The sequence below is a fragment of the Bradyrhizobium sp. 25ACV genome (assembly GCF_054863005.1).
Map to the genome: position 1 here is coordinate 121,377 of NZ_JAVAYO010000017.1, position 24,272 is coordinate 145,648.

Annotated in this window: 21 protein-coding genes and 1 tRNA gene; 15 read left to right on the forward strand and 7 right to left on the reverse strand. The window is 64.6% G+C overall.

Annotation, left to right across the window (positions count from 1 at the left end; genetic code table 11):
- Nucleotides 1–142 precede the first annotated feature (142 nt).
- From RAD04_RS31415 to RAD04_RS31425, 3 genes are all read left to right on the forward strand, one after another.
- Complete coding sequence (locus RAD04_RS31415) at nt 143–1,501, forward strand: hypothetical protein (RefSeq protein ID WP_461626889.1); 1,359 nt, start codon at nt 143–145, stop codon at nt 1,499–1,501.
- A 132-nt stretch (nt 1,502–1,633) separates the two neighbouring features.
- The gene (locus tag RAD04_RS31420; protein WP_461626890.1) at nt 1,634–1,948 is read left to right on the forward strand and encodes a YrhB domain-containing protein; all 315 of its coding nucleotides are present in this window, start codon (nt 1,634–1,636) and stop codon (nt 1,946–1,948) included.
- A 219-nt stretch (nt 1,949–2,167) separates the two neighbouring features.
- Nucleotides 2,168–2,395, forward strand: a complete 228-nt coding sequence (locus tag RAD04_RS31425) for a hypothetical protein (RefSeq protein WP_461626891.1) — start codon at nt 2,168–2,170, stop codon at nt 2,393–2,395.
- Nucleotides 2,396–2,684: 289 nt separating this feature from the next.
- Here the strand turns inward: RAD04_RS31425 and RAD04_RS31430 are convergent, their stop codons facing one another.
- The 3 genes from RAD04_RS31430 to RAD04_RS31440 all read right to left on the reverse strand — a co-directional run bounded on the left by RAD04_RS31430 (nt 2,685) and on the right by RAD04_RS31440 (nt 5,264).
- A complete protein-coding gene (locus tag RAD04_RS31430) occupies nt 2,685–3,011 on the reverse strand; it encodes a nuclear transport factor 2 family protein (protein WP_461626892.1) in 327 nt (108 codons plus the stop codon).
- 245 nt (nt 3,012–3,256) lie between these two features.
- Nucleotides 3,257–4,012 carry an alpha/beta fold hydrolase gene (locus RAD04_RS31435; RefSeq protein WP_091966279.1) on the reverse strand — a complete coding sequence of 252 codons (756 nt, stop codon included), beginning with the start codon at nt 4,010–4,012 and terminating at the stop codon, nt 3,257–3,259.
- 115 nt (nt 4,013–4,127) lie between these two features.
- Nucleotides 4,128–5,264, reverse strand: coding sequence for a hypothetical protein (locus RAD04_RS31440; RefSeq protein ID WP_461626893.1), 1,137 nt, complete (start codon nt 5,262–5,264; stop codon nt 4,128–4,130).
- 309 nt (nt 5,265–5,573) lie between these two features.
- On the opposite strand from RAD04_RS31440, the gene RAD04_RS31445 reads away from it, so the two are divergent.
- On the forward strand, nt 5,574–5,819 hold the full coding sequence (locus RAD04_RS31445) for a zinc-finger domain-containing protein (RefSeq protein ID WP_007602543.1): 246 nt from the start codon (nt 5,574–5,576) through the stop codon (nt 5,817–5,819).
- A gap of 19 nt (nt 5,820–5,838) precedes the next feature.
- Nucleotides 5,839–7,041: an FAD-dependent monooxygenase gene (locus RAD04_RS31450; RefSeq protein WP_461626894.1), complete on the forward strand. Its 1,203-nt coding sequence runs from the start codon at nt 5,839–5,841 to the stop codon at nt 7,039–7,041.
- Nucleotides 7,042–7,066: 25 nt separating this feature from the next.
- Here RAD04_RS31450 and RAD04_RS31455 read toward each other — a convergent pair whose 3' ends face one another.
- Entirely contained in the window at nt 7,067–7,495 is a 429-nt protein-coding gene (locus RAD04_RS31455) for a twin-arginine translocation pathway signal (RefSeq protein ID WP_461626895.1), read from the reverse strand.
- Nucleotides 7,496–7,668: 173 nt separating this feature from the next.
- On the opposite strand from RAD04_RS31455, the gene RAD04_RS31460 reads away from it, so the two are divergent.
- From RAD04_RS31460 to RAD04_RS31480, 5 genes are all read left to right on the forward strand, one after another.
- Nucleotides 7,669–7,757 (forward strand) — tRNA-Leu (locus RAD04_RS31460).
- 320 nt (nt 7,758–8,077) lie between these two features.
- Complete coding sequence (locus RAD04_RS31465) at nt 8,078–8,824, forward strand: class I SAM-dependent methyltransferase (protein WP_461626896.1); 747 nt, start codon at nt 8,078–8,080, stop codon at nt 8,822–8,824.
- Nucleotides 8,821–9,687 carry a glycosyltransferase family 2 protein gene (locus tag RAD04_RS31470; protein ID WP_461626897.1) on the forward strand — a complete coding sequence of 289 codons (867 nt, stop codon included), beginning with the start codon at nt 8,821–8,823 and terminating at the stop codon, nt 9,685–9,687. Before RAD04_RS31465 ends, RAD04_RS31470 begins: the two co-directional genes overlap by 4 nt.
- A gap of 22 nt (nt 9,688–9,709) precedes the next feature.
- On the forward strand, nt 9,710–11,620 hold the full coding sequence (gene asnB, locus RAD04_RS31475) for an asparagine synthase (glutamine-hydrolyzing) (protein WP_461626898.1): 1,911 nt from the start codon (nt 9,710–9,712) through the stop codon (nt 11,618–11,620).
- A gap of 11 nt (nt 11,621–11,631) precedes the next feature.
- The gene (locus RAD04_RS31480) at nt 11,632–12,435 is read left to right on the forward strand and encodes a class I SAM-dependent methyltransferase (RefSeq protein WP_461626899.1); all 804 of its coding nucleotides are present in this window, start codon (nt 11,632–11,634) and stop codon (nt 12,433–12,435) included.
- Here RAD04_RS31480 and RAD04_RS31485 read toward each other — a convergent pair.
- Nucleotides 12,399–13,676 (reverse strand): hypothetical protein, encoded by a 1,278-nt coding sequence (locus tag RAD04_RS31485; RefSeq protein WP_461626900.1) that lies wholly within the window; start codon nt 13,674–13,676, stop codon nt 12,399–12,401. The two genes, RAD04_RS31480 and RAD04_RS31485, sit on opposite strands and share 37 nt — an antisense overlap.
- Nucleotides 13,677–14,037: 361 nt before the next feature.
- On the opposite strand from RAD04_RS31485, the gene RAD04_RS31490 reads away from it, so the two are divergent.
- Nucleotides 14,038–15,285, forward strand: coding sequence for a multidrug effflux MFS transporter (locus tag RAD04_RS31490; protein WP_461626901.1), 1,248 nt, complete (start codon nt 14,038–14,040; stop codon nt 15,283–15,285).
- Nucleotides 15,286–15,490: 205 nt separating this feature from the next.
- Here the strand turns inward: RAD04_RS31490 and RAD04_RS31495 are convergent, their stop codons facing one another.
- Nucleotides 15,491–17,158, reverse strand: a complete 1,668-nt coding sequence (locus RAD04_RS31495; protein ID WP_461626902.1) for a glycosyltransferase family 39 protein — start codon at nt 17,156–17,158, stop codon at nt 15,491–15,493.
- A 160-nt stretch (nt 17,159–17,318) separates the two neighbouring features.
- Complete coding sequence (locus RAD04_RS31500; RefSeq protein ID WP_461626903.1) at nt 17,319–18,929, reverse strand: ABC transporter substrate-binding protein; 1,611 nt, start codon at nt 18,927–18,929, stop codon at nt 17,319–17,321.
- Nucleotides 18,930–19,198: 269 nt separating this feature from the next.
- On the opposite strand from RAD04_RS31500, the gene RAD04_RS31505 reads away from it, so the two are divergent.
- From RAD04_RS31505 to RAD04_RS31520, 4 genes are all read left to right on the forward strand, one after another.
- Complete coding sequence (locus tag RAD04_RS31505) at nt 19,199–20,329, forward strand: M20/M25/M40 family metallo-hydrolase (protein WP_461626904.1); 1,131 nt, start codon at nt 19,199–19,201, stop codon at nt 20,327–20,329.
- A 196-nt stretch (nt 20,330–20,525) separates the two neighbouring features.
- Nucleotides 20,526–21,467, forward strand: a complete 942-nt coding sequence (locus RAD04_RS31510) for an ABC transporter permease (protein WP_177237227.1) — start codon at nt 20,526–20,528, stop codon at nt 21,465–21,467.
- 17 nt (nt 21,468–21,484) lie between these two features.
- Nucleotides 21,485–22,372: an ABC transporter permease gene (locus RAD04_RS31515; protein ID WP_018322083.1), complete on the forward strand. Its 888-nt coding sequence runs from the start codon at nt 21,485–21,487 to the stop codon at nt 22,370–22,372.
- Nucleotides 22,372–24,021, forward strand: coding sequence for an ABC transporter ATP-binding protein (locus RAD04_RS31520; protein WP_461626905.1), 1,650 nt, complete (start codon nt 22,372–22,374; stop codon nt 24,019–24,021). Before RAD04_RS31515 ends, RAD04_RS31520 begins: the two co-directional genes overlap by 1 nt.
- Nucleotides 24,022–24,272: the final 251 nt, after the last annotated feature.

The following is a 24,272-nucleotide window of genomic DNA, read 5'->3' on the forward strand; positions in this document are numbered from 1 at the left end:
TTCTTCGAAGCCCCCAAGCGGCAAGGTCGGCTCAAAGTGGTCAGAGTTTTGCCAAATTCAAGTCGGGCGGCGTCAAACTATTGGTGAATTCTCTCCCGACCGTTATTGCGAGCATGGTTCGGGGCGAGGACGGGGAACAAATTTGAGCATCACCACCGATCAATTGCGCGCGCGCGCCGCGGGCACGCTTTGGCTGCGTCTGGCGGCGGTGGCCCTGCCCCTCCTGATGATCGCGCCGGCATTCTGGAACGGCTACCCGCTGTTGCAATGGGATACCGGCGGCTATCTGGCGCGCTGGTACGAGGGCTATCTCGTCCCCAGCCGCTCCACGGTGTTCGGCCTCTACCTGCACTACGGCGAAAGTTTTGGTTTCTGGATCAACCTCGCGGTCCAGTCGCTGGCGACGCTGTGGCTGCTGCAGCTCACCCTGCGCGTGCTCTCGATGATGCAGACCTTCCGCTTCGTCGCGATCAGCCTTGGCCTGATCCTGTCGACCGCGCTGCCCTGGCTTGCGAGCATGCTGCTCACCGACATCTTTGCAGGACTCTCGATCCTGTCGCTGTTCCTGCTGGTCGTCGGCGCAAGCCGAATCTCGGCGCTCGAGAAAATCTCGCTGTTCGTCTTCACCGCCTTTGCCGCCGCCACCCACAGCGCCACGCTCGGCGTGCTGCTCGGTCTTTGCGTCGCGGGCTGGATGGCACGGCCGTTTCTCAAAGAGCGCCTTCCGCTGGCCGGATTGGCGCAGGCCAGCCTCACCATCGTTGCGGGCGGCCTGATGCTGGTCTCGGCGAATTATGCACTGTCCGGCAAGCTGGCCTGGACGCCCGGCGGTTACGGCGTCGCCTTCGGCCGCATGATGCAGGACGGCATCGTCGCGCGTTACCTCAACGACCATTGCCCCCGCGAACGCTACAAGCTGTGTCCGTATCGCAATGAGCTGCCGGCGACGGCAGATGAGTTCCTGTGGGGCAAGAGCATGTTCAACACGCTCGGCCGCTTCGAAGGCATGAACGAGGAAATGGGCTACATCGTCGTGCAGTCGCTCAAAGATTATCCGGCCTGGCAGGCCGGCGCGGCGCTGCGGGCGATGGGCCAGCAATTGCTGCATGTCGCGACCGGCGAAGGCACCAATGGCTGGATCCCGCACACCCGTGGCATCATCGAGCGCTACGTCCCCGCGCAGGCCGCGCCGATGCGCGCCGCGCGACAGCAGAATTGGCAGCTCGACTTCACCGCCATCAACTGGCTGCACGTGCCGGTGGCGCTGGCCTCGATGCTGGCGCTGGTCGCGCTGCTCGGCCATGCGCTTGCGAACCGCCGGCTCGACGAGCTGACGCTGCTGGCGGCGACCGTGACGCTAGCGCTGCTCGGCAACGCCTTCATCTGCGCCGTCATCTCAGGCCCGCACGACCGCTACGGCGCCCGGATGGCGTGGGTCGCCACCTTCGTGGTGCTGACGGCGCTGGCGCGCCGTTTTGGCGACGACATCAAAGCGCGATGAGATTGGGGTGATGCATCCCCCGTCGGACGCAGGCGGCTTGCGGTCTCACGAATATTTGGCCAATCATGCTTGCCGCTTGGTCCAAGCCGTGAGCTTGGCGGCACTTCACAGAGCCCCGTGGAATAGTCACGCATGGACTTCGAAAAGGCGGCAGCACTTGCAGAAGCCTGGGTGGACATTCTTTGCGAGGGACAGGCACACATTATGCGTGAAGCCACCATTGCGAAACCCTACGGGTGGATATTTTTCTATCAATCCAAGCAGTACCTAGATGCCGACGACGGTTCAGCAGTGCTTGTCGGTAACGCGCCGCTCATCGTGGACAGAAATACGGGTGAGTTACGTGTAACAGGCACAGCAAGGCCGCTGGAGCACTATTTGGCGGAGTACGAGAAAACACTCCCTCCTGCATCGCTTCAACGCACACCACAGCCTCCCACTTGGTAGCCGGCGCCAACGGCTAGAGCATCGGGGCGAATGCCGCCTGTTGGGCCCTTTGCTAACCCCCGGCCCGCTTCGAGCTGAGGTCCGATAAGCACCCCTCCAGGATGCCAAAAGGTCATCGAGCGGCTGGCGCCGGAATTCCCGCCTGTTCCCGAGGAACAAAATTTAATTTATTTAATTTATTTAATATGATTTAATTGCCTACCCTCCGGAGAAACTGCAATGCCAGACCAGGACGACGACCGACGGGAGTTCTTGAAGACCTGCGGGAAGTTCGCCGCCGTGACGCCGCCGACCATCACCCTTTTGCTATCAACGTCCCTCACGTCCAACGCGATTGCACAGTCTGGCGCGAGGGCGGTCCACCGCCATCAGCACCATGGCAACAATGGCTGGGGCAACGGCGGCCGCGATGGCAGCCCCAACGGGAAGGACGATGGAGGCCGCTGAGCCGACGCGCGACCTCCGGAAGGAGACACAATGCAGCCCAGGCGCCGCGACGTAGATTGGCACTTCGCCTCCACGATCGTCTCGTTGATATGGCTAGCGATCTTGGCTGCCGCGCTTATAGCGGTGCTCCTCCGAGCCCAATCCTGAACGCACAGGCCGAAGGTCTCGGGAAAGCGAGGATCGCGGGTGCCGGAACTATAAATGCCCGATCGCGCGGAAGGACCGAGAGTCTGGAGAGGCATCAGCTCGCATCCCATTGCCCGCGGACTGGTGCCTTTCCTATCGCACGTCAGTTTGCAGGTCCGCAGGTATGCACCGCTACCTGGCCAGCGGCGTTGAACTTCAAGACCGCGCTGACCAGGCCTTCGGGCACAACGTAGGAGATCAGCGCTCCCTCTTCGGCCTGCTGTAAGTTGTCGAGCTTCGACGCAGGATATTGGATCATCCGATCGACCCAATACGCGCGATGACCTTCGGGCCCTGTAATGGTCTTCATGCAACCGCAGCCGCAGACGATGACCGCATCTTCAGCGTACATCCGCAAGATGGTGTCGATATCGCCGGCGCGGTAGGCGTCTAACCAATCGACCGCCGCTGCCATCGCGTCAAAGGACATACAAGCACCTCCATGCCAAAATCGAGATTGGCCGGCGTACCAGCGGCGTACCAGCTAAGTCTCGCTTTCGTGAATTTTGGTGTCCTCGCTAGGTTAGGACCATATGCTGAAAGTCATAGCCCAACGGTGGAACGGTTGGGCGGGTATCCCTGGTTCGCGCCGACCTGAAAGGAGCGGACAGCCCTTTGGGATGGAACATTTCAGGATAGTTGGGCAACAACCTCGTCGTCTCAGACGACATGGCCTCAGCCGCGGCGGGACAGAAAATCGAGCACGCCGTTCTTGTAGACCTTGTCCCCGACCGCGCGCATGTGGTCACGGTTCGGAATGTCGAGCACTTCGGAGCCGGGGATGATGGCACCGAGCGCGCTGGCACTTCCTGCGACGTCGTCGGTCGAGCCGACCGCGATCAGCACCGGCAAGTCGATGCGCGCGGCTTCGTCGCGGGTCATGAGGTCGCGCGTACCGCGCAGGCAGGCGGCGAGCGCACGGTGATCGGAGCGAGTCTGGTCGGCGAACGCACGGAAGGTGCGGCCGACGGGATCGGTGACGTCATCCAGCGAGGGCGCCTCCAGCGCCTTGGCGACGTTCTCGCCGGGGCCGGTGCCTTCGATCAGCCCGCCGATGCCGATGCCGCCGAGGATCGCCGAGCGCAAGCGCTGCGGTTCGTTGAGGGAGAGCCACGCCGCCATCCGTCCGCCCATCGAATAACCCATGATGTCGGCCTGCGGGATGGCGAGATGATCCATCAGCGCAAGCACGTCACCGGCCATGGTCGGGATCGAATACTGCGCGGGCTCGTAGAGCTTTGCGCTTTCGCCATGGCCGCGATTGTCGAGCGCAATCACGCGGCGGCCGTTCTTGCGCAGCTCCGAGACCCAGGTCGGATAGACCCAGTTCACGTTCTTGCTCGAGGCAAAGCCGTGCACCAGGATGATCGGATCGCCCTCGCCTTCATCGAGATAGGCAATTTCAACGGCGCCGTTGTGAAAGCTCGGCATCAGCAGTTCCGCGGGTCTGGAGGGGAATGGTTGATCTTAGAGCACGATCCGGCAAAGCGTGCAGCGGTTTTCGGGCAACATCATGCTCAAACAATAGCCTGAAGCGCCGCGCGCCTCAGGCCGTGACGACCGCGTTGGCCAGAGCAGCTTCTGCGGCGATCTGGGCACGGCGAAGCCGCCGCGCCCGTTTGCGATCGCACCAGGCCTGGGTCAGACGCTCGGTGGTCGCCTTGATGGAGGAGAGAAGGCCGAACAGCGTCAGCGCCGCACTGAGCAGCCAGAGCGCCAGATTGAACGCGCCGCCGATCAGCAGCAGCGCGCCCCGACCCAAAAGCTTCATGATCGCGCGCGTCTTGCTGCCTTGCGCTTCGGCAAGCCGCGCCGCGCGCGCGACGTCCTTGGGACCTTCGGCGATGCGCAGCGTGTCCATCGCCCCGCGCGTGCCGGTCTTCTCGGCGACGCGGGTGACGTCCTTGCCGAGCCGGACCAGCGCACCGGCCTTCTCGGCCCGGAACGCGGCCTTGATCGCGCTGACGGTCTCGCCCGGCCGCAGCACCGAGCCTGATACCACCGCATTCCGCAGCGCCGGCGTGTCGACGACCTCGCGCGCGGAACGGCCGGCCCAGACCGCGAGCCCCTCGCCGAGCCGCCCGACTTTGCGCGCGTCCTTCACCAGCGTCAGTCCGGCCCGCACCGGCGCCGCGCCACCGACGGACACGTAGGTCGCCGCCGTCACCGCAAGTCCGGCCGCCGCAAGCCCGAGCACGAACCGGTCGGTGTCCTCGCCCATCGCAAGATGCTTGCCCTCGCGCACCACGTCCCTGATGTCGCCGATCACGAAGAGATCGCCCGCCACCGTCCCGGAGAGGCTCGCGACATCGTCGGCATTGCCGGTGACGAGGCCGGTGGCGAAACGTTTGGCGAAATGCGAGGTGGAACCTTGGGCTTTGACCGCGTCACTGACGCGGCTCAGGAGGTCGTCGGGCAGCGCGATGTTGCGGTCACGCGCCAGCGCGACGAAACTGTCGGCGAGATCGGCATCACCAGCGGCGAGCGCGGCCTCGATATTGTCCTGAACCAGGCGATCGTTCTGCCGCAGCATTTGATCGAGCTTGAGCTCGGAGAGCGCGGCCGGGTCATCCTTGGCGGCGAGGATCGCGCCGGCCTCACGGGCGTGCGGCGCTACCTGCGCGAGCATGAAGCCGCACGCGGCGATACCGATCAACGCTGTGGTGATTCGCAGCCGCTTCATGTGGAAAAGCCCGGAAGTCCCTGGGATCCCTTGCGCCGGTCGATTCGTCTTTCGGCGCAAATTCGCTCGTCCACAGACATAGTATGCCAAAATTGCGACACAACGTCCCCGACGAAAGAAGGGCTTCTCTCAGGCCTTAAGATTGTGTCGAATTTGCATTGAGCAAATGAGCATGGGGCAATTGCGAACCTTTCGGTTCCGCTGGACTAGCAATCATCCACACCCGCCAGTATGGTCCGCGGCGCCTTAAAGATGCCGCGTCAGTTCGTGATTGTGTCTGCCGCCATTGCCACTCCAGGATGAGTTACGATGTCCGACCATGTCGTCCCGCACTTCCATAACGATGCCGGTGTCCCCGTCATCGAGATCGGCTCGCAAGAGTTCATGTGCGTTGGCGCCAATCCTCCGTTCGACCATCCGCACGTCTTCCTCGACCTCGGCAACGACAACGAGATCATCTGCCCGTACTGCTCGACGCTGTACCGCTTCGCGGCCGATCTGAAGGCGGGCGAAGCCCGCCCGCCGGAATGCGTCCTGAAGGACAAGGTGGCCTGACCGCTTCCATCGGTCAGGGGTGGCGCTCTCCCGCACGATTGTCATCGCCGGTGCCGGCATCGGTGGACTGACGGCCGCGCTGGCGCTGGCGGCCCGCGGCTTCCGCATCGTCGTGCTGGAAAAGGCCGAGCGGCTCGAGGAAGTCGGCGCCGGCCTGCAACTCTCCCCCAATGCCAGCCGCGTGCTGGTCGAGCTCGGCCTCACTGAGCGCCTCAAGCTGCGCGCCGTCACCCCGGAAGCGGTCTCGATCATGAGCGCGCGGGCCGGCGGCGAGCTGCTGCGGATGCCGCTCGGCGAGGCAGCGTCCGCGCGGGCCGGCGCCCCCTATTGGGTGGTGCACCGCGCCGACCTGCAATCCGCGCTGGCCGGTGCTGTCGCCGACCATCCCGACATCGACCTCAAGCTGGGCGCGACCTTCGAAGACGTCGCGCCTCATGCCAAGGGGCTGACGGTGGTCCATCGCAGCGGCACGATCCGCCGCAGCGATGTCGCCAGCGCGCTGATCGGCGCCGACGGCATCTGGTCGACGGTCCGCCAGCATCTGTTTCCCGAGGTGCAGCCGCGCTTCTCCGGGCTGATCGCCTGGCGCGGCACGCTGGATGCCACGCAACTGCCAAAGGACTACACCGCGCGCCGGGTGCAGCTGTGGATGGGGCCGAATGCCCATCTCGTCGCCTATCCGATCGCGGGCGGACGCCAGATCAACGTGGTCGCTGTGTTGCCGGGCACCTGGAACAGGCCGGGCTGGAGCACGCCCGGCGATCCGCTGGAAGTGATGGACGCCTTCGCCGCGCCGCGCTGGCCGGCCTCGGCGCGAATGATGCTGGCCACGGTCGACAGCTGGCGGAAATGGGCGCTGTTCGGCGTGCCCGACGGCTGCCCCTGGAGCAAAGGTCCGGTGGCGCTGCTCGGCGATGCCGTGCATGCGATGCTGCCTTTTGCAGCCCAGGGCGCCGGCATGGCGATCGAGGATGCCGCGGTGCTCGCCCGGCATCTGAGCTTTGAAGCCGCCGAGAGCATGGCGGGCATCAGTGCTGCGCTGACGCAATACGGCCGTGCCCGTCAGGCGCGGGTGCGGCGGGTGCAGCGGACCGCGCGGCAGCAGGGCCGCATCTATCATCTCGGCGGGCCGCTTGCGGCCGCACGCGATCTTGCGATCCGCGCGCTCGGCCCGGACCGCATGCTGGCGCGGCAGGACTGGATCTACGGCTGGCGGCCCTGATGCGAAGCGACGCCGGCGCCGCGCCTCAGCGGGACGCTTTCCCGGACTTCGAAGCAGGCTTGCCGGCGGCCGCGGGCGACAATTGCGTGGCAGGCGGAGTCGCCTCCGGCGGCGTTTCCCGGCACTTGTTGCGGCGCCAGGCGTCATCGGCCATTTGCGCCGACCCGCGCACGGCGACATAGTCGTTGCGATAGGCGAGCTCGGACACTACGGCGCCCCCGGTCCCGGTCTCGGCCTTCTCCATCAGCGCCCGCAAATCGTCAGTGCGCTTGGCGAGCGACTTACGCTCCGCCTCCAGCTGCTTGCAGTCGTACAATTCGTATTTGGCGGGATCGGCAAAGGCCGGCGCGACCGTCTCGCTCATGCCCGCGCAGCCGGACAGCGCGGCACCGGCGGCAAGCAGCGCGAGGAGCGCGCCGAAGCCGCGCGGCGAAGTGGAAAACGAAGCAGCCATGCCGGATGAATAGTCCCCTTGGATTGAGAATGCCTAAAGCAACAACAGATGTCCGGATTGAGGCTTTGCCTTGTGCGCCCGGCTCGCTTAAGGAAGAACCGTCCCTCCGGGCTCGCAACGCGCCAATTCCAGACGGCCAGGATGGACTTAAGTGTTTGATCTCGTTGGATCAAGCGGGCATGGCGGAATTGGTAGACGCAAGGGACTTAAAATCCCTCGGTGCGCAAGCGCTGTGCCGGTTCGACCCCGGCTGCCCGCACCACGAGATTTGACGCCACCCGCGTCTGCCATTGACGAAGGCGGTCTGCCCTCCGCTTCAGCTGAGCGATCATCTGGTGAACTCTCGATCTGCCCAACAGCTCTGTTGCGCGGATTCAGCATCGCCCTCGTCCGAGTCCGAGCAGCCTTCACCGAAAGCAGGCGGATCGATGATCGAGGCGAAATTTCAGCGCATCGAGCGCGCGTCGCAGCACATCATGTTCCTGTGGCAAGAGCCGTCAACTTTAAGGCGATTGTGCTGCACATGTCCTTGAGAAATGCGGCGCTCGCTGCTAACCCGGGCGAGAACAAGGCACAGGCTCCATGGCTCAAACCTCCTTTCCCGCCCAGTCCACGACGGAAGGCCTGAAAGTCGGGGCCGATACGTATTCGAGCGCGATCGCCGACGCGCAGAATTACATGAACTGGGTTATCGACCAGTTCCGTCCCTACCTGAAGGGTGCGATCCTCGAGGTCGGGTTCGGCCATGGGCTCTACAGCAGAGTGCTCGGCGAGCTGGGCGATTATTGCGGCGTGGACCACGACCGCGAAAGCGTCGAACGTGCCGCCAAGGCGATGCCCGATCGCAAGTTCGCCATCTGCGACATTCTGGTCCGCGATCAGCTGAGTTCCCTGTTTCCCCAAGGCGTCGATGCGGTCTTCACCATCAACGTTCTCGAGCACATCGAGGATGACGCCACTGCGGTTGCCAATTTGGTCCAGGTGCTCAAGCCCGGCGGCCATCTCCTGATCAGCGTTCCCGCCCTGATGCTGCTCTACAACGATCTCGATCGTCTGGCCGGACACTGCCGCCGCTACACCACGGCACGCCTCGCCAAGCTGCTCGCCGATCAACCGGTCGAGCTGGTCCGGCTGAATTACTTCAATCCGATCGGCGGGCTCGGGTGGCTTGCCAATCGCCTGAAGCGGCATCAGTCGCTGAACGATTCCGCCGTCAACGGGCAGATCGCCCTGTTCGACAAATATGCCGTGCCGCTGTCGCGGGCGCTCGATCCGCTCTCGCGAAGCTTCTTTGGGCAATCCGTCACCTGCATTGCACGCCGCTTATGATTTCAGTCGTCATTCCTGCGCTCAACGAGCGCAACGGCATTGTTGAAACCATTGATCGAGCCAAGGCGGCTCTCGACGGCGCTCAGCTCACTCCCTACGAGATCATCATCGTCGACGATGGCTCGGCCGACGGCACCGGAGAGCTTGCCGAACAGGCCGGTGCAAAGGTGCTCAGGCATCCCCATAACATCGGCTATGGCCGCTCGCTGAAGGATGGAATTCGCGCTGCGTCCTACGACACGATCGTCATCAGCGACGCGGATGGCTCCTACCCGATGGAGACGATCCCGGCGCTGGTCGCGCGCTTCAACCAGGGGTTCGACATGGTCGTCGGCGCCCGGACCGGGCCCAACTACCGCGAGTCGAGGCTGAAATCGCCGCTACGCGCAATCCTCAAGGCGATCGTCGAATTCACCGCCAACCGCGATATCCCCGACATCAATTCCGGCCTGCGCGTGTTCGGCAGGCAGGTCGCGATCTCCTATTTCGAGCATGTCAGCGACCTCTTCAGCTTCACGACGTCGCTGACGCTCGCCTACATGATGAACGCGAAGTTCGTCGACTACATCGACATCGACTACAAGGAGCGCATCGGCCGCTCCAAGGTGAACTTGTTCCGCGACTCCATTCGCACCCTGCAATACGTCCTGGAGGCCTGCACCTACTACAATCCGCTGAAGATCTTCGTGCTGCTGGCGATGATGTGCATGGCGCTCGCGCTGGTCTCGCTGATCGGCGGGATCATCCTGCAGGTCGTCAGCGCCTTCGTGCTGGGCGTCGGCGCGATCCTGCTCAGCATTCTCGTCGTCGCCATGGGACTGCTCGCGGTGCTGCTGAAGCAGATCATGAATCAGCGACCATGACCTCCCGCGGCAAGGGAACGCGATGTGCGGCATAGCGGGCATCTTTCATCGTGACGGTCGGCCCGCCGACGGTCGCGCGGTTGCGGCGATGTCGGCAGCACTGGTCCATCGCGGGCCGGACGGCGAGAGCACCTGGCTGGACGGCCCCGTCGGCCTCGCCCACCGCCGGCTCGCCATCCGCGATCTCTCCGATGCCGGACGCCAGCCGATGCTCGATGCCTCGGAGCGCATCGTCGTCACCTACAACGGAGAGATCTACAACGATCACGAGCTGCGCAGCGAGCTCGAGCAATCGTTCGGCGTCCGCTTTCGCAGCACCTGCGACACCGAGATCCTCCCTTACGCCTATCTCGCCTGGGGTGAGGCGATGTTCGAACGCCTGGAGGGCTTTTTCGCGATCGGCCTGTGGGATCGGCAGGAGCGCCGCCTGATCCTGGCGCGCGACGGCATCGGGATCAAGCCGCTGTATTATTCCGAAAACGGCAGCCGCGTCCTGTTCGCAAGCGAGATCAAGGGACTTACGGCGAGCGGAGACCTCGCCGCGCGGATCGATCCCGTGGCCCTGCATACCTATCTCGCCGCAGGCCATCCAGGGACGCGACAGAGCCTGTACCAGGACATCAAGCAGCTCCCGCCCGGCACGATGATCGGATTCACCCAGCGCGAGCGAACCGAGCGACGCTTCTGGCGGCCGGTGCGTGCGCCCGTGATCCGCGACCTCGACGAAGCCGTTGTCCGGCTGCAATCGACGATCGAGACCGTGGTCAAGAGCCAGATGGTGAGCGACGTGCCGCTCGCCGTGCTGCAGAGCGGCGGCATCGACAGTTCGCTGATCAGCCTGACGCTCGGCCGGCTTGGCTTGAAGCCGCCGCTGTTCACGGCGGGCTTCACCGAGAAGAGCCATGACGAAACCGCGGTGGCGCAGCAGATCGCCACCGCCGCCGGCCTGTCGCTCAACGTCATCGACGGGGAAGCGGGCGAGGATGCCGAGGCGGCGCTGCGGGCGGTGGTCTATCATTTCGACGGCCAATGCGCCGACACGGGCGCGCTCGGCTTCTATCATCTGGCCGGTGCGGTCCGCCGGCATTCCACGGTGGTTCTGTCCGGCGATGGCGGCGACGAGTTCTTCGCCGGATATGAGACCTATGCCGCGACCATGATGGCGGAGCGCGCGCGCCACGTCGTTCCGCGCGGCCTTGCCAGCCTGACCGGACGCCTCGCCTATGCGTCGGTGCGCGGCAACGAGAAGCGGCTTCCGGCGGCGGCGCAACTCGCCCGCTTCGCACTCGGGTTGGGCGAAGCCGGCAACAGCCCGCATCTGCAATGGCGGCGGCTCGTTCCCCGCTTTCTCGCCGAGAGGATCTATGACCGCGCCATGGCCGACCTTGCATCGGCCGATCCGTTCGCGGAATACGCCGAATATTATTCGGAGCCGCATGACAACGTGCTGGATCGGGCGCTGATCGCCGACCAGCGCTTCCATCTGCAAAGCGTCCTCACCAAGGTCGATGCCATGAGCATGGCGCATGGTCTCGAAGTGCGCGTGCCGATCCTCGATCGACGGGTCATGGACCTCGCCGGCAGCCTCGATGTCTCGCTGCTCAATCCCTGGCCCAAGGGCGCACCGAAATATGTGCTGCGCAAACTCGCTGAGCGCCTGGGCATGCCGGGAGAGGCCGCATGGTCGCGCAAGCGCGGCTTCAACGTGCCGATCGCGCAACTGATGCGGCGCGGTGGGCTGCGGCCGATCTGCGACCGGGTGCTCGACAGGGAGGCCGACGTTTTTGCGCCCTTCCTGAAACCGGAGGCGATCAGGCTGCTGTGGACTGCGCATCGCGAGGCCAGGAGCGACAATGCGTTCGCGCTGTGGCCGATCCTGACGCTGGGCATCTGGTTGACGGGGCTTGCGACCCCCTCGCCGCGCCGAGCGTAGGGAGCGGGCGCATGCCGGACCTGAAGGACCAGACGATCAACGATTTCGGCGAGCAATGGACCGCGTTCCGCGAAAACCCCGCCTATTACGGCTCGGCGGACCTGCTTGCCGATCTGTTCGGTCCGTTGCTTTCCCTCGACGAGGTCAAGGGCAAGCGGATCGCCGATATCGGGAGCGGCACGGGACGCATCGTCAATATGCTGCTCGATGCCGAGGCGGATCGTGTCGTCGCGGTCGAACCCTCCGATGCCATGCTGGTCCTGAAGGACAACACGGCGGCCCGCGCGGAGCGCATCGACTATTTGCAGGCGCCCGGTGACCGCTTGCCGCCCGATCTCGGGCTCGACTATGTGGTTTCGATGGGGGTGCTGCATCACATCCCCGAACCGGCGCCGGTGGTTCGCGCGGCCTACGATTCGTTGCGCCCCGGCGGACGCTGTATCGTCTGGCTCTACGGCTACGAAGGCAACGAGACCTATCTGTCGCTCGCAATCCCGCTGCGCAAGCTCACCGTGCTGCTGCCGCACCGGCTGCTGGTGGTGCTGTCGCATGGTCTGGAATGGGCGCTGACGGCCTATATCGGGCTGTGCCGGATATTGCCGCTACCGATGCGGTCCTACATGCGTTCGGTGCTGGCGAAGTTTCCGCGCAGCGTTCGCCGCTTGACCATCTACGACCAGCTCAATCCCGCCTACGCGAAATACTACACGCGCGCCGAGGCGGAGGCGCTGCTGTCGGATGGCGGATTCGGGGATGTCAGGCTCTACCACCGCCACGGCTATAGCTGGACCGTGTCCGGCACCCGGCCCGCTTGACGGACGTCCAGCAGCAGGACCCAGAAGAACATCAGCGCGCTGAAGAGCTGGATAGAATTGTCCTCGGGGGAACTCCCCGTCACGAAGATCAATGAGGGCATCAGGAGCCCGACGGTGAGCGCGGCGGCCAGTGCCCTGGCCGGAAGATCGACCAGCAGGATCGCGGCATAGAGCGCGAGCTCGAAGAAGGCATATTCCTTGAGGCGCGGCGAGCTGAGATAGAGCGCAAACATGGCCAGCACCGTGATGCGCATGGCGGCACGGGGGTGATCCATCAGCCAGCGATCCAGTCGCACAAGAAGCGAATCTCCCTCGTGCGCCGGCCGGCTCCCGATCAAGCGCAGGACGGACAGGGCGAACGGCACGAGCACCAGCGCGGTCACGGCGAGTGCATAGGTTGCGAAGATCGCCGGCTTGCTATCGATCAGGCCCACATGCCCCATCAGATCCCGCGCCAGCAGCAGCAGGGACGGATTGCTCTCGAACAGCTCGACGAGGTGCTGGTCCGGAATCTTTCCGGCCACCGCAAGCTGCCAGCTCGCGAACAGGTCGGGGTATGCCAGCCGCGATATCAGGAACGGCAAGGCGAAGCTGAACACAGCCATCGCGATCAGCATCAGCTTGCGGCCTCGCGGCAGCGGCAGGAAGTACAGCGCGGCCAGCACGGGAAAGAACACCAGCTTGAACGACATCACGAGGCCGAGCAGCGCGGCGCCGGCGAGGCGCGACGGAAAGCTGCGGTCCTCTGCCTCTCCGGATACGGACGGAGAAAGCAGGAGCCTCAGCGCGACCGCGGTCAGCACGCCGCTCAGGATCGCGAAATTGCCCGACGCCTGCACCCATTCGAAACCGACGAATGCGCCGAGCGCGCAGAGCACCCTGAGCCCAACGTCGCGGGCGCTCGGGCGTGCTGGGCCAAGACCGGGCAAGAGGAGGCCGCAGAGCACGGCGAGCACGGGAAAGATAGTTTTGTAGTGAGCGACCAGAATGCCGTCCGCGCAGAAGGGGCGAAAGGCCGCCAGCGTCACCGGTAGATAGGGGTAAGAGAGCTTGGTGCCCTTCAGGTTCTTGACGAAGTAGGGATCGAGTCCGCCGGCATAGGCATCCACCGCCGCGCAATTGACGCGGGTGTCCCAGCCATATTTCACATCAAGCCCGACGTCGCTGGCGAGATTGCCGAACACCAGAAGCGCGGTCAGTGCGATCAGGCAGGCAAGCCAGAGGTTACGCCTCGAAGCCATGTCGGCTGAAGGCTGCAACCATCGTGCTGTACCGGTGACATCAGACACAATCGGATACCTTGTTTGGCCTGGTTCTCTCGGCACCAGCGCGGCGCCTGATCGATCGGCCGCCACAGTGGACAGGAGGCGTTTCCGTTTCATCCCGCCGGACCCGACCTGCCCCGCTCGGCGCCGATCTTTAGGGAGGGATGGTGAATCACTGGTTTCCGGGCCATAGCGGGACCCGCGGTCGGCTCACGCGGGGGGTTCCCCTCACCAATTCTTGTCCGCCCCTCCTCCGCCTGCCAGCCATCCCGAAACATGGGTTGTGCAACGCAGCATGGGCGATGGATAAAGTCGCTCAATTTCAGAGGTGAGCTTCTTGTCTGACGTCAATGCCGACGATTGGGTGTCCGCGGGACACCGCCCGATGGGATTTCCAGAATTTGTCATCGTGATCGCGTCCATCATGGCGCTGAATCCGCTTGCGATGGACATGATGCTGCCCGCACTGCCCAATATCGGGACAGCCTTCAACATTCCCGTCGCCAACCATCTGCAGCTGGTGCTGTCGACCTTCCTGATCGGTTTCGGCGCCGGCCAGTTCGTGATGGGTCCCCTGTCGGACCGCTTCGGCCGCCGGCCGGTGCTGCTCGGCGGCATGGCGGTCTATGCGGTGGCGAGCGTGCTGGCGGTCGCGGCGCCCTCGTTCGAGACGCTGCTGCTGGCGCGCGCGCTGCAGGGGCTCGGCACCTCGGCCACGCGCGTGATCGCGACCTCGATCGTGCGCGACTGCTATGTCGGCCGCCGCATGGCGAGCGTGATGTCGCTTGCCATGATGGTGTTCATCGCGGTGCCCGTGATTGCTCCCTCGTTCGGACAGGCGGTGCTGCTGGTGACGGCGTGGCGCGGCATCTTCGTCGTGCTGATGCTGTACGGCCTGCTCGCGCTGGCCTGGTGCGTGCTGCGGCTGCCTGAAACCCTGCCTGAATCCGGGCGCCGGTCGCTGGCGCCTGCCGACGTGCTCTCTGCGTTCCGGCAGACCGTGACCAATCGCCAGACCATCGGCTATGCCACGGCCGCCGGCAGCGTCATCGGGGCGCTCTTTGCCTTTGTCTTCTGCGCCCAGCAGGTCTTCACCGGCATCTATCACCTCGGCCATTACTTCCCACTCGCCTTCGCCGCGATTGCAGCCGGCACGGCCGTCGCCGGCTTCCTCAATGCAAGGCTGGTCGGGCGGCTCGGCATGCGCGTGATCTCGCATGGCGCGCTGACGCTCTACACAATCGTCGCCGCCGTGATGCTGCTGACAGAAATTCTCGGCATCCTGCCGCTTGCCCTTTTCATGGTGCTCTCGGCTCTGATGATGTTCTCGTTCGGCATGATGGTTGCCAACTTCACTGCGCTCGCGATGGAGCCGCAGGGCCACATCGCCGGCACCGCCTCCTCGCTCTACGGCTCGATCACGACGCTGATCGGAATCGTGGTCGGCATGGCGATCGGACAGAGCTTCGACGGCACGCTGCTGCCGTTCTCGATCGGATTCTTCCTGTCGACGCTCGCTGCGCTCGCGATCGTGCTGATGGTGGAAAAGGGCCGGCTGTTCAAGCCGCATCATCGTCCCGCTTAAGGAACTTCCCGATCGCCTCGATGTTGTCCTGCAGCAATTCGAGAGGTCATATTCAATGGAACCGGAACACCGGGAAGATCGCCGCGACGTCGAACAGCGGAAGACGGAACGTTTGGAGCCGAGCGCAGAGCAGGCCACGTTGACGACGCCTTTGGCGAGCGAGGGCCTCGAGCAGGTCCGCGACAGTCATTGCTGAGCGCAGAGGCTATTCCGAACCGCGCCTGCTGGCGCTGAAATCATCCGCAGCGCTCTTGGGTATCATCCGCATTCCCCGGGGCCGCACGATCAGAGCAACCACCTCCCGCGAGAGACCGGGCCGCCCCCACAGGGTGGCCCGCACGGTGAACTCGCGCCTGACGAAGTGCCCGGTCTGCGAGGACGCCCACGCCATCCACCGGGTGCAAGATTCCTGGTCGCGGAAACACAGCGCGGCCCAGCCGCGGTCGAGCGACATCTTGCGCGGCAAGCCCAATGCCTGTTCGTACTCGAAGGGCGCCGCATGACGTGGATGGTCCGGGCTGTAGAACGCGGTGGCGAAGGCCAGCGAACCATCACCACTCACCGCGCTCAGCGGCACGCCGGTCTGCTCGCGCCACTCGCGCGTCAGTTCACTGGCCGCCTGGGCGTAAAGATTCCGGCCCTCCTCATACCCGTGATCATTGCGATCGACGGCATGGATCGGCGCGGCGATCAGGACGGCCGCGAGCGCGACGCCGGCCACGATCACGGTGAGGTTGACCGTGTAGAATCGCTCGATCGGGTAGCTCGTCCCGCAGACCACGAGAACGGTGAAGAGGAACAGTCCCTGCAACGCCCATAGCGACGGCAGATCGGTGCCCATCGCGAGCGACGTCACCACCGGCAGCGCGATCGTGCCCATCGCGACGTAGAACAAAAGCCGCAGGCCCGGGCCCATTGCCGCGAAGTCCGCCGGAAACCGCTTCAAGCGCGTTCCTGCGACGAGCACCCAGAACACGGCCGACATGCTCATCGCCGCCGCTAGCCCCAGCAGAAAGTTTCTCGCCTCGCCGAGTGAGGTCGCAGCGTTGCCGTTTGCGTGCGCCAGCGCGTAGGTGAAGGTCGACGCGCCCGTTGTCGCAAGCCAATAGATGTGAGGTGACAGCGCCGCGAGCCCGACGACGACCGAGATCCAGGGCGAAGCGGAGGTGAAATAAGCACGCCGCGCCGGGTGCGCGAGCGCGGCAAACGCGAAGCTCGTGATGAGAAAGATCGAATAATATTTGCCGACCATCGCCAGCGCCGTCGTACATCCCATTGCGACCGCCCACAGCGGGGCGCGCGTCTCGAATGCGCGCAGGAAGCACCAGGTCGCCAGCGGCCAGACCGCCAGCAGCACCGAATTGGCATTGAAGCGCTGGGCATGGAATTGATAGACCGGCGTCAGCATCAGCAGCAAAAGCACCAGGATGCGCTTGTGCCCGGTCACGAATTGCCGCGCGATCCGGTCGACGAAGATCAGCGCAAGCCCGGCATTGGCCATCGCCATCAATTGCAACGACCAGTCGCTGAGCGGGAAGACAGAGGTCCAGCTGGCGGCAATCCAGCCGGTCAAGGGCGGATGCTTGTGATAGCCCCAGGCGAAATGCTGCCCCAGCATCCAGGCCTCGAGCGTATCAGGGTGCAGGCCGCCGCCGGCATAGGCGATCGCCAGATAGAGCGTCCAGATCGCGACGAAACAGCCGATGAGGAGCGGAACGGCCCAGCCCGCCTCGACGCCATCGAGCCAATGCAGGAAAGGCCGCCGCCAACGCGCCGGCGCGCGATCGGACCGTTCGGCCATCGCCTGGAATGCAAAATCGATCGGCACGGGAATCAGATTGAGGAGGGAAAATGACGCGTAAGGACGACGCATCTATTTCAAGATTGAAACAAATAGCAATGACCTGAAACTGGAAAGGTTAAAAGCCGCAGCGCTTTTCCACCGGCGCAAGACCGCAAAAAGACGACGGCGCCGCTGATGACAGCGGCGCCGCGTGGTGAAGACGACGAAGGCTACGTGAATTCGCCTCCCCTTACTCCGACTTGTCGACGTTCCAGAACAGCGGCGTCGCCGGGCCGTCGAGCACGCCGGTCAGCGATTTACGCCAGCCGCTCGGCAGCAGGTACTGCCCCAGCGGGATGTAGATCACCTGCTCATAGGCTTCCTTCTGGATGTCGGCGGCGATCTTCTTCTGCTCGTCGATCGACGGCGCGCGGACGAACGCGTCCTTGAGCTGCTCGATCTTGGCGCTTTCCGCCCAGCCGAACCAGCCGCCCTTCTTGCCCTGGCCGCCGATCGAGAGATTGGCGATCGGGTTGGAGACGTCGGCCGCGACCCAGTTGGTGAAGAACATGTTCCAGCCACCCTCCTTCGGCGGCTTCTGACTGGCACGGCGGCTCACCACCGTCTGCCAATCGGTCGCTTGCAGGTCGACCTTGAAGCCGGCTTCGCGCAACAGCTGGGCCGCGACGATGGGCTGGGCCTTGAGCGTGGTGACGTCGCCGGGCGCCATCACCACGACCGGGGTGCCGTCATAGCCTGACTCGGCGAGGGCCTTCTTGGCCTCCGCCATGCCATTGCCTTTCACCAGGGTCTCGGCGCCGACCTCGGTCGCGAACGGCGTATCGCAAACGAAGAACGCGCCGCAGATCTTCTGGTACTTGGCATTGCCGACCAGCGCGTCGAGAACGTCCTTCTGGTTCATCGCCAGAAGAGCGGCACGTCGCACCTTCACGTTGTCGAACGGCGGATAGAGGAAGTTCATCCGGCCGAGCGTCTGAAAGCCGAACTTGTTCGAGACCTCGATCGTGATCTCCTTGTTCGCCTCCAGCACCGGCAGCATGTCGTAGGGCAGGTTTTCCATGAAGTCGATGTCGCCCGACTGCAGCGCGTTCACGGCGGTCTGCGAGTCCGGCATGGTGATCCATTCGACGCGGTCGACCTTCGCCACCTTGCCGCCGGAGGTCCAGCTCGCCGGCTCCTTGCGCGGCACGTAGTCGGTGTTCTTGACGTAGACCGCCTTCACGCCGGGCTGGAATTCCGATGCCACGAACTTGAAGGGGCCCGAGCCGATCTGCTCGGGGATCTGCTTGTCCGGCGGCGTCTCGGCGAGGCGCTTCGGCATCATGAAGGCGACGCGCGAGGACGGCTTGCCGATGGAATCGAGCACGAGGCCGTAGGGCTCCTTCAGCTTCAGCGTGATGGTCTTGGCGTCGGTCGCCTCGATGCTCGCGGTGAAGTCCAGGAGCTTCTGGCCCATGCCGTCGACCGCGGCCCAGCGCTTCAGCGAGGCGACGCAATCTTCCGCCGTCACCGGCGCACCGTCATGCCACTTCAGGCCGTCGCGCAGCGTGAAGGTGTAGGTGAGCTTGTCGTCGGAGATCTTCCAGTCCGCCATCTGCGGCTGGATCTTGAAGCTCGAATCGGGAGCCACCAGCGTGTCGTAGACCATGTAGCCATGGTCACGCGTGATGTAGGCCGTGGTGAAGATCGGATCGATGATGCGCAGATCCGAATGCATCACCGCCGTAATGGTCTTGCCGGCTGCAAGCACTGGCGAGGCAAGCGCCGTCGAAAGCGCAACGACAGACAGCGCAAGTTTGGAGGCAAACGCGCGAGGCCTCCGGCGCATGAAGTGGAACATAAAAAGTTTCTCCTGACGTGAAACTGTTCAAAGGCAGGTTATTGGTTAAGCATGCGGCTCGTTCCCTAGGCGAACTAACCTCATGCAATGCCTTTATCTTTCGAGACTTGCAGACAGTGCCGAGCGCGTCAATCCGGTTTCGCTGCAAGCCGTGGCGGCGCGGGCACGGGCTCCACAAGGATCGGTTTGGCTCTACAACATTCTCCACTCGTCCTGCCCCGCACCAATGCAATGGGCATTCCATCTTTCGAAGCTTGAGAGACATTGAGATGAATCCAGCCAATCTTCCTTTCGATTCCGAGGCGATGCTCCAGGGTCTGCGCGGCTGGGTCGAATGCGAAAGCCCGACCTGGGACGCTGGTGCCGTGAATCGCATGTTCGATATCGCAGCGCGGGATATGGCGATCATGGGTGCGACGATCGAGCGCATCGCCGGCCGGCAAGGTTTCGGCGGCGTGATCCGCGCGCGGTTTCCGCATCCGAAACAGGGCGAGCCCGGCATCCTGATCGCCGGCCATATGGATACCGTCCACCCGGTCGGTACCATCGAGAAGCTGAAATGGCGGCGCGAGGGCAACCGGTGCTACGGCCCCGGCATCTACGACATGAAGGGCGGCAACTACCTCTCGCTGGAAGCGATCCGGCAACTGGCGCGTGCATCGTTCACCACGCCGCTGCCGATCACCGTGCTGTTCACGCCGGACGAGGAAGTCGGCACGCCCTCGACGCGCGACATCATCGAGGCGGAAGCCGCGCGCAACAAATATGTGCTGGTGCCGGAGCCCGGCCGCGCCGACAACGGCGTCACCACCGGACGTTACGCCATCGCGCGCTTCAATCTCGAGGCGACGGGCCGGCCGAGCCACGCCGGCGCGACGCTGTCGGCGGGACGCTCGGCGATCCGCGAGATGGCGCGGCAGATTCTCGCCATCGACGCGATGACGACGGAGGATTGCACCTTCTCGGTCGGCGTCGTGCATGGCGGGCAATGGGTCAATTGCGTTGCCACGACCGCCACCGGCGAGGCGCTCTCCATGGCCAAGCGGCAGGCCGATCTCGATCGCGGCGTCGAGCGGATGCTGGCGCTGTCGGGCACGGCCAACGATGTCGCCTTCAAGGTGACGCGCGGGGTGACGCGTCCGGTGTGGGAGCCGGATGCCGGCACCATGGCGTTGTATGAGAAGGCGCGCGGCATCGCCAAGTCGCTTGGCGCCGAACTGCCGCATGCGAGCTCCGGCGGCGGCTCCGATGGCAACTTCACCGGTGCGATGGGAATCCCGACGCTCGACGGCCTGGGCGTGCGCGGAGCCAATGGCCACACGTTAGAGGAGTATATCGAAGTCGAGAGTCTCGTTGAGCGCGGCCGGCTGATGGCCGGGCTGCTTGCGACGCTGGAGTGACCGGATTGGATTGGCGCCGCGATATTTCGTCTGGCGGGCACGCTCGGCTGGCCCCCTTGAAGAGGGGTCGCCAAAACGGCTGACCGCACTGCAAAAACTGTGGCCCTGATGGCACGGGAATTGCTGAAATGTTAGGCTGGTGGCAGAACAGGCTGTGACCGCTGCCGCCGATTTACTCTAATCTGACGGATCCAACTTGCTCGGATATCTCCTTCGCCGAATCTTCGCCGCCGTGCCCGTGATGGGTGTCGTCGCGCTGTTCGTCTTCCTCCTGCTCCGCCTCACCCCCGGCGATCCCGCCGCGATCCTCGCCGGCGACAATGCAACGCCGGAGCGGCTCGAGCGCATCCGCACCTCGCTCGGCCTCAACGAGCCCTTGATCGTGCAGTTCATCACCTGGGTGAACAAGCTGCTGCACGGCGATCTCGGGACCTCGCTGATCTCCAATCTGCCTGTGATGAAGATGATCGGCCAGCGCGTCGAGCCGTCGATCTCGATCGCGCTGTGCACCATCATCCTCGCCGTGATCGTGGCGGTTCCCCTTGGCGTGATCGCCGCGTGGAAGCACGGCACCTGGATCGACCGTTTCGTGATGGGGCTTTCCGTGCTCGGCTTCTCGGTGCCGGTGTTCGTGGTCGGCTATATTCTGATCCAGGTCTTCGCGATCGAACTGCGGTGGGTGCCGGTGCAGGGCTTCCGCAGCATCTTTAACGGCTTCGGACCGTTCTTCGAGCGCATGATCCTGCCGACCTGCGCGCTCTCCTTCATCTACATCGCGCTGATCGCGCGCATGACGCGCGCGGCGATGCTCGACGTGCTCGGCGAGGACTATGTGCGCACCGCGCGCGCCAAGGGCATCAACGAGGTGGCCGTGATGATGCGCCATGCGCTGCGCAACGCCGCCGTGCCCGTGATCACCGTGATCGGCACCGGCTTTGCGCTGCTGATCTCCGGCGTCGTCGTCACCGAGAGCGTGTTCAACATTCCCGGCATCGGCCGCCTCACCGTGGATGCGGTGCTGGCGCGCGACTATCCGGTGATCCAGGCGATGATCCTGCTGACGTCGCTGATCTATGTCGTCGTCAACCTTCTCATCGACGTCGCCTACACCCTGCTCGATCCCCGGATCCGGTACTGAGGCAAGGACAAGAATTAATGTCGGTCGATACCCTTCCCCAGTCGTCCATTCCGATCACGTCGCCGCTGCGGCCGCGCTTCGGCTTTCTCACCTCGACGCCGATCATCGCCACGGCGACGGTCCTGCTCGCGCTGATCATCCTGGTCTCGATCCTGGCGCCGCTGATCGCGCCGCATGATCCGATCCAGCTCGCGCCATCGCAACGGCTCAAGCCGTCTTCCGCGCAATTTCTGCTCGGCACCGATGCCTATGGCCGTGACCTGTTGTCGCGCGTCGTCTATGGCGGCCGCATCTCGCTGCTGATCGGCATCGGCTCGGCGATCCTGTCGATCGTCATCGGCCTTGCGATCGGCCTCGTCTCCGGCTTCTTCAAGCTGGTCGATGCCGTGCTGATGCGGGTCATGGACGGCCTGATGGCGATGCCGAGCATCCTGCTCGCGATCGCCGTGGTGTCGCTGTCCGGTGCCAGCCTCTGGACCGTGCTGATCGCGATCACGATCCCCGAGATTCCGCGCGTGGCGCGCCTGGTACGCTCCGTCGTGCTGTCGGCGCGCGAGGAGCCTTATGTCGAGGCGGCGATCTCGGTCGGCTCGTCGCTGCCCAAGATCATGTGGCGGCATCTGATGCCGAACACGGTGGCGCCGCTGATCGTCCAGGGCACCTATATCTGCGCGAGCGCCATCCTCACCGAGGCGATCCTCTCCTTCCTCGGCGCCGGCATCTCGCCGGAGACGCCGACCTGGGGCAACATCATGGCCGAGGGCCGCCAGTACTTCCAGATCAAGCCGTCGCTGATCTTCTGGCCGGGCCTTCTGCTCTCGATCGCCATCCTCAGCATCAATCTGATCGGCGACGCCGCCCGCGACGCACTCGATCCGCGCATGAAGCAGCGGGAAGGCAAGTGATGACCAACACCGTCCTCGACATCAACAACCTCGTCGTCTCCGTCGGCAAGAAGCCGGGCGGGCCAAAGATCATCGACGACATCTCGATCCAGGTCCGCGAGCGCGAGACGCTGTGCCTCGTCGGCGAAAGCGGCTCGGGCAAGTCGGTGACCTCGCTCACCACGATGGGCCTGCTGCCGAAGGGCACGCTGGTTCCGACCAGCGGCAGCATCAAGCTGGTCGGCGAAGAGCTGCTCACCGCGACCGACCGCCGCTTGCGCCAGCTGCGGGCCACGCAGATGGCGATGATCTTCCAGGAGCCGATGACCGCGCTCAATCCGGTGGTGCCGGTCGGCCGCCAGATCGACGAGGTGCTGCGCGCGCACACCAAGCTCGACGCCAAGGCGCGCAAGAAGCGCATCCTCGACATGATGGAGCAGGTCCACCTGCCCCAGGTCGAGCGCATCTTCGCCTCCTACCCGCACCGCCTTTCCGGCGGCCAGCGCCAGCGCATCATGATCGCAATGGCACTGGTGCTGGAGCCGAAGCTCTTGATCGCGGACGAGCCGACGACCGCGCTCGACGTCACCACGCAGAAGCAGATTTTGTCCCTGATCCGCGAGCTGCAGCGCGATCACGGCACGGCCGTGCTGTTCATCACCCACGACATGGGCGTGGTCGCCGAGATCGCCGACCGCGTCGCGGTGATGCGGCAGGGCCGGCTGGTCGAGACCGGCCCGCTCGAGACCGTGCTGCGCAATCCGACCATGGAATACACCCGCAATCTGCTCGCCTCGGTGCCGAGCCTGGTGCCGCGGCCGCCGCGCGAGGAGAGCCGCGAGCCGGTGGTGCTGGAGGCCAACGACCTCAGCAAGGTCTACAAGGAGCGCGCCTTCTTCGGCAAAGGCCGCGAAGTCGTCGCCGCCGACAAGGTGACGCTGACCCTGCGCAAGGGCCGCACGCTCGGCATCGTCGGCGAAAGCGGCTCCGGCAAGTCGACGGTGGCGCGCTGCATCGTGCGCCTGATCGATCCGACCTCCGGCGGCGTGCGCCTCGCCGGCCGCGAGATCGCCGGCATCTCGCGTCGCCTGCTGCAGCCGCACCGGCAGAAGATCCAGATCGTGTTCCAGGATCCCTATCGCTCGCTGAACCCGCGCGTCACCGTCGGCGAGAGCATCGCCGAGGGCCCGATCAATTACGGCGTCGCGCATCCCGATGCGATGAAACGCGCCCGCGAACTGCTCGAGCTCGTCGACCTGCCCCCTGATGCGGTATCGCGCTATCCGCACCAGTTCTCCGGCGGCCAGCGCCAGCGCATCGCCATTGCGCGCGCGCTGGCGCTCGATCCGGACGTGCTGGTCGCGGACGAAGCAGTCTCCGCGCTCGACGTCTCGGTGCAGGCACAGGTGCTGGAACTCTTCGACGAGATCCAGAAGCGTCTCGGCATCGCCATCCTGTTCATCACCCACGATTTGCGCGTCGCAGCGCAAATCTGCGACGAGGTCGTGGTGATGCAGCACGGCCGCGTCGTCGAGCAGGGCCCGGCTGCCGAGGTGCTGACGCATCCGAAGGAGGCCTACACCAAGGCGCTGCTGGACGCCGCTCCCGGCCGCGACTGGGACTTTGCGAACTTCCGGCCGGTGGCGGAAGGTGTGGCGGCCAGCCTGTAGCAACATCCTCCGGTGTCGTCCCTGCGAAAGCAGGGACCCATACCGCGGAATCCAGCGACCGCGCGTGGTGCTAATCCCGAACGACCGATCTTCGCCAAACTCCTCCCTGGGGTTATGGGTCCCTGCGTTCGCAGGGACGACACCGCGAGTGTGGTCGGCAGAGCCACTCACAACACCCACCGCACCCGCAGCATTCCCAAAACAGCTTGACCCTATGCGCGGCGCGAGTGCGTCCCACCTTGCTCTCGCCG